The organism is Microbacterium sp. K2, from assembly GCF_051365005.1.
GTDB classification, from domain to species: domain Bacteria; phylum Actinomycetota; class Actinomycetes; order Actinomycetales; family Microbacteriaceae; genus Microbacterium; species Microbacterium foliorum_B.
This window is the reverse complement of the sequence record NZ_JBLWII010000003.1, coordinates 1-4,438: the sequence shown is the minus strand read 5'-3', so window position 1 is coordinate 4,438 and position 4,438 is coordinate 1. Positions and strand designations below refer to the sequence as shown.

Genomic DNA, 4,438 nt, shown 5'->3' with positions numbered 1-4,438 from the left:
CCCCCCCCCCGCGACCGCGCTCGCGTGCGCGTCGTGATCTTCGCGGCGGGCGGATTCGGGGTCGCGGCCTTCATATCCGCAGCCATGCCGACGTATCTGACGTATGCGATCACGCTGACCTTCACCGGCTTCATGATCGTGACACTGCTGACGACCGCCAACGGCTACGTGCAGATGACGACGGCCCCGGCGCTGCGCGGTCGCGTGCTCGCGCTGTACATGGCCGTCATCATGGGCTCCACTCCGGTCGGCGCCCCGATCGCCGGGTGGGTGGCCGACACGTTCGGGCCGCGCAGCGCGATCATGCTCGGTGGCACCGCAGGCTTCGTCGCGTGTGCGATCGGCGCGATCTGGGTCTTCACCTCGGGCCGACTGCACCGTTCGGAGGGCAGCCGGTTCTTGATGACGCTCGACGAGACGCGGCCGCTGGACATCGTCGACGAGGCCGAGATCCGCGAGAAGGCGCACCCGGTCGAGTTCAGCGATGAGGCGGCCGTCACGACACCGATCCGCACCCCGAAGAAGGACTGACCTCCTTTCTGAGTGCGCGGCAGCGGTTTGTCAATGCCCTCTGCGCGCAGGCGGTGCGGACGTACCGTCGCGTCATGGACCAGAACACAGGACGCACACCGCACGCCGAAGAGCCCGCCGAGGGCACCACCGCGCAGAACCCGGAGCACAACACGGCGCCTGACGGCCAGTCGTCCGTCGAGCGTGACGAACTCCGCGGCAACGCCCAGGGTTCGACCCAGGGCGGCGCCATCCAGGGCGACAGCTCGCACGGCGACTCACCTCGTGGAGCCATCCAGGGTGACGCCGACGAAGAGAACGCTCAGGGCGCAGCCCAGGGCGGCGCGATCCAGGGCGACAGCTCACACGGCGAGTCACCCCGCGGAGCCATCCAGGGCGATGCCAGCCCCGACCGCGACGCCGCGCTCGGCGGCGACGAGCACACCGAAGACCAGCTGACCGCCGATAACGAGGTCGAGCGCGACACGCTTCGCACTCTCAACCCGGACGACGCTCCCGCCTGAGCGCCGACTGGTCTCAGCCTGCATGACAGGTGAAAGGGGCGGATGCTGCGGCATCCGCCCCCTTCGTCATGTTCAGCGTGTCAGGGAGGGCATCCCTCACCGAATCGTGCCGGCACGCACGAGCAACCGCCGCACTCCGATGACGCCCGCGGCCACCGCCAGTTCGCCGGCGATGCGCGCGATGAGTGTCGCGATCAGGACCCCGGGCACCAGATGCTCCGGTGAGAACACCGGCAGCGCGACGAGGAACAGCACGACGCCGGCGGCCGCACCAGCGAGAAGGATGCGGCGAGCGCTCGCCGCTCGTCCCCGCTGCAGGGGCAGGACGAGATCGAGCACGAGGGCCGCGCAGACCATCGGCACCACCGCGAGCGGGCCGATCGGCGAGACCATCGACGTCAGCAGCCCCGTGACCGCAGCCGTGAAGACGGCCATGCCGGGTGTGCGGGTGACCACGCGGGCGAGCAGGGGCATCGCGGTGTGCACGGCGGCGACGAGCGCGTAGGCGGGCGGTGACGACACGGCGAGCAGCGAAGTGACGGGCACGACCATGACGAAGATCAGCGCCTGGACCGCCGCGAATGCCGCGCTGATGAGCAGCGCGCTTGTCGGCGCACGCCTCACTGTCCTCGGTCGCGCCTCATTCATCTCACCAGACTAGGTCCGCGCACACTGCGGGAATCACTCATCGAGCGGCGCTGCCGCACGAAAGCCGACCATGTCGCCCGGCCGCCGATGTTTCGGAATATCGTAGAGACGCACACGATCCGGGGAGGGACGATGCCAGCATCCGCCGTGCCCGTGTCTGTGCCCGTCGACGTGCCCCGCGTGCCGAGTGATGTCGCCTCACGACCGAGACTGGTGGCGGCGTTGGAGAACGACAGACCGCTGACGGTGCTGCGTGGTGCGTCGGGACTCGGCAAGACGGTCGCACTCGCGGAGTGGTCACGCGCCACCGCGTCGACGGTCGTCTGGATCACGGTCGACGAGACGAGAACCGGCAGCGCCGAACTCGCCCACGCTGCTCTGCGCGCGATGGCCCGCAGAGGTCTGACCTCGCCGCCCGACGAGACGCTCACGCATCCGTGGCGTGCCGTCGCGCAGTCCCTGAACGAGACCTCGGAAGATGTCGTCCTCGTGCTCGACGATGCCGCGAGCCTGCCACGAGAGAGCATCTTCGATCTGTGTCAGTCTCTCGCCGCCACCCACGGCGCACGTGTGATCGCGGCGACGAACCGGCGCAGCGCCTTCGATGGCGACGGCGTGAGCCTGGTGATCGATCGCACGCTGATCGGGCCTGACGAGCTGCTCTTCGACGTCGAGGAGATCTCCCGGACGCTCGGCGTCGACGAGTCCGACGCAGAGGACATCCGCGCGGCGAGCGGGGGGTTCCCTGCTCTGATCCACGCGGCGTCGAAGAGGTCGGCGCTCGGCGACGACCCGTCGTCGGCGATCGAGGCCGCCTCCCCCGCGGCCGAGGAGTATATGCAGTCGCGCCTCGAGCGCTCGGGTGTCGACGCCGACGCCCGCACGGCGTGGGTGCGCATCAGTGTCGCGGATGCCGTCGACGTCGCCTCCGCGCGGGAGCTCTCGGGCGTGGACGAGATCGAGCGCATTCTCGACGACGCAGAGGCCTTCGGGTTCGGAAGCTGGTCGGCCGACCGCCTGTTCTCCTTCGCTCCGGTCGTCCGGACCCTGCTGCGCCGCGAGCTCGTGCGATCGCACTCGGATGAGCTCTCGCATCTCATGCACCTCGCCGTCGAGGGCGCACTCCAGCGGCGAGCGCCGCTGGATGCCCTGCAGCTCGCCATGGAGTACGACGACCTCCCCCTCGCGTCGCACGTGATCATGTCGGGATGGAGCCAGCTGCTCGAGCACCACGGTCCGGCCGCCGTCCGGCTGCTGCGCCGCCTTCCGGTGTCGCGACTCAAGGACCAGCCGCTCATCGCCATGCTGCTCGCCATCTGCTACAACGCCAGCAATCTGCGGCGTCTGCGCGGCCTGCAGCTGATGCGGGTGGCGATCTCGGCGGCGAACTCGCGACGCAGCGACGTGCCGACGACCGAACGGGTCTTCATCTGGGCTGCCGAGAGCGCCGCTCTGCGCCTCATCGGGATGACGGAGCGCGCCGCCCAGGTCGCTGCCAGAGCGCTGGCCCTGTACCGCGAGACGCCGGAGTCGGTATGGCAGCCGTATGCCCTGGAGATGCCCCTGCTCTGCACGCACCTCGGCATCTCCCTCTACTACGGCGGGCGCGAGGATGCCGCGATCGAATGCTTCGAGAACGCGGCGGCGCTGGCGGCATCGCGTGACCTGAGCAAGGCCTTCCACAGCATCGCGCTGCTCAGCGGCATCCACGCCCTGAACGGCGACATGCCCGAGGCGCGCCATTACGCCGAGCTGATCCGCGAGAGCTCGTGGGAGCAGCAGCAGCGCGACGGCTACCGCGGCTCCTTCTATCGCGTCGCAGAGGCACTGCTCGCCGTCGAGGACGGCGACGTGGCAGCGGCGCGCGAGCACGTGAGCGTGTTCGGCCCGCACCGTTCGACCAGCGAGCACTGGGCGACGATGGGGCTCGCTGAGGCATGGGTCGCTCTGCACGAGGGCAGGGCCGCGGCCGGACTCGAGCAACTGGAATCACTGCGACGGCTGCGACGGCGCGAGACGTCGAGCGCCCACGCACGGCACGCGCTGAGCCGAGCGCGCGCCCTGCTGCATCTCGCCGTCGGCGACGTGGCCTCGGCGCGTTCGACGTTGCGCCATGATGCGAAGCCAGACGAGTTCGGCACGATCGTCGAACGCGCGCGCCTCGCTCTGTTCGAGGGCGATGCCTCCGAAGCGGCTCGGATGCTGGCGCAGACGAGACAGGCGCCGCAGACCTCACGTGAGCGCGCCGAGGCGGCCGCGATCCAGGTCGCCGCCCTGCGCAGAACCGCCGGTGCGACCACGGCCGCGAAAGCGGCGGCTGCCCTGCGCATCCAGCTCGACGATCGGGAGCTGACGACGCCTGCCACTCTGTTCGGGCCCGAAGACGTCGAGCTGCTGCAGGACGCACTCGCGACCCGCGACTCCGAGCGCCTGGCGGCAGCGGTGCTCCCCGCCACATCGGATCGCCCGCGCCTGTCGGCACGCGAGCTGGTCGTGCTGCGCGCGCTCACGTCCGGAGCGTCTCTGCAGTCGATCGCCGCCGACCTGAACGTGTCGCAGAACACCCTGAAGACTCAGCTGCGGAGCATCTATCGCAAGCTCGATGCGCGCAACCGTGCAGACGCGATCGAGCAGGCCGCGAAGCACGACCTGCTCACCGACCGCTGAGACTCCGCGGCAGCGGAGTCGGACCACCCCAGCCGAGTCGGATCGCGACGCCGAGAGGCCCTCGGTCCCCCGAGGGGGCAGGGTCCGAG

The 4,438-nt window shown here is 70.0% G+C and carries 4 protein-coding genes; 3 read left to right on the top strand and 1 reads right to left on the bottom strand.

Features of this window, described 5'->3' with window-relative positions:
• Both ACLKOY_RS13550 and ACLKOY_RS13545 read left to right on the top strand, forming a co-directional pair.
• The coding region (locus ACLKOY_RS13550; protein ID WP_436454134.1) for an MFS transporter at positions 1-531 on the top strand (531 nt) is incomplete at its 5' end.
• Positions 532-605: 74 nt separating this feature from the next.
• Entirely contained in the window at positions 606-1,034 is a 429-nt protein-coding gene (locus ACLKOY_RS13545; RefSeq protein WP_436454133.1) for a hypothetical protein, read from the top strand.
• A 96-nt stretch (positions 1,035-1,130) separates the two neighbouring features.
• Here the strand turns inward: ACLKOY_RS13545 and ACLKOY_RS13540 are convergent, their stop codons facing one another.
• On the bottom strand, positions 1,131-1,682 hold the full coding sequence (locus tag ACLKOY_RS13540; protein ID WP_436454132.1) for a hypothetical protein: 552 nt from the start codon (positions 1,680-1,682) through the stop codon (positions 1,131-1,133).
• Between the two features lie 132 nt (positions 1,683-1,814).
• Here ACLKOY_RS13540 and ACLKOY_RS13535 point away from each other — a divergent pair, with 132 nt between their 5' ends.
• Positions 1,815-4,349, top strand: coding sequence for a LuxR C-terminal-related transcriptional regulator (locus ACLKOY_RS13535; RefSeq protein WP_436454131.1), 2,535 nt, complete (start codon positions 1,815-1,817; stop codon positions 4,347-4,349).
• Positions 4,350-4,438: the final 89 nt, after the last annotated feature.

Excerpts from the sequence above, each read along its gene's own strand:
- ACLKOY_RS13545 (WP_436454133.1), top strand. The coding sequence starts at position 606 with ATGGACCAGAACACAGGACGCACACCGCACGCCGAAGAGCCCGCCGAG.
- ACLKOY_RS13540 (WP_436454132.1), bottom strand. The coding sequence starts at position 1,682 with ATGAATGAGGCGCGACCGAGGACAGTGAGGCGTGCGCCGACAAGCGCG.
- ACLKOY_RS13535 (WP_436454131.1), top strand. The coding sequence starts at position 1,815 with ATGCCAGCATCCGCCGTGCCCGTGTCTGTGCCCGTCGACGTGCCCCGC.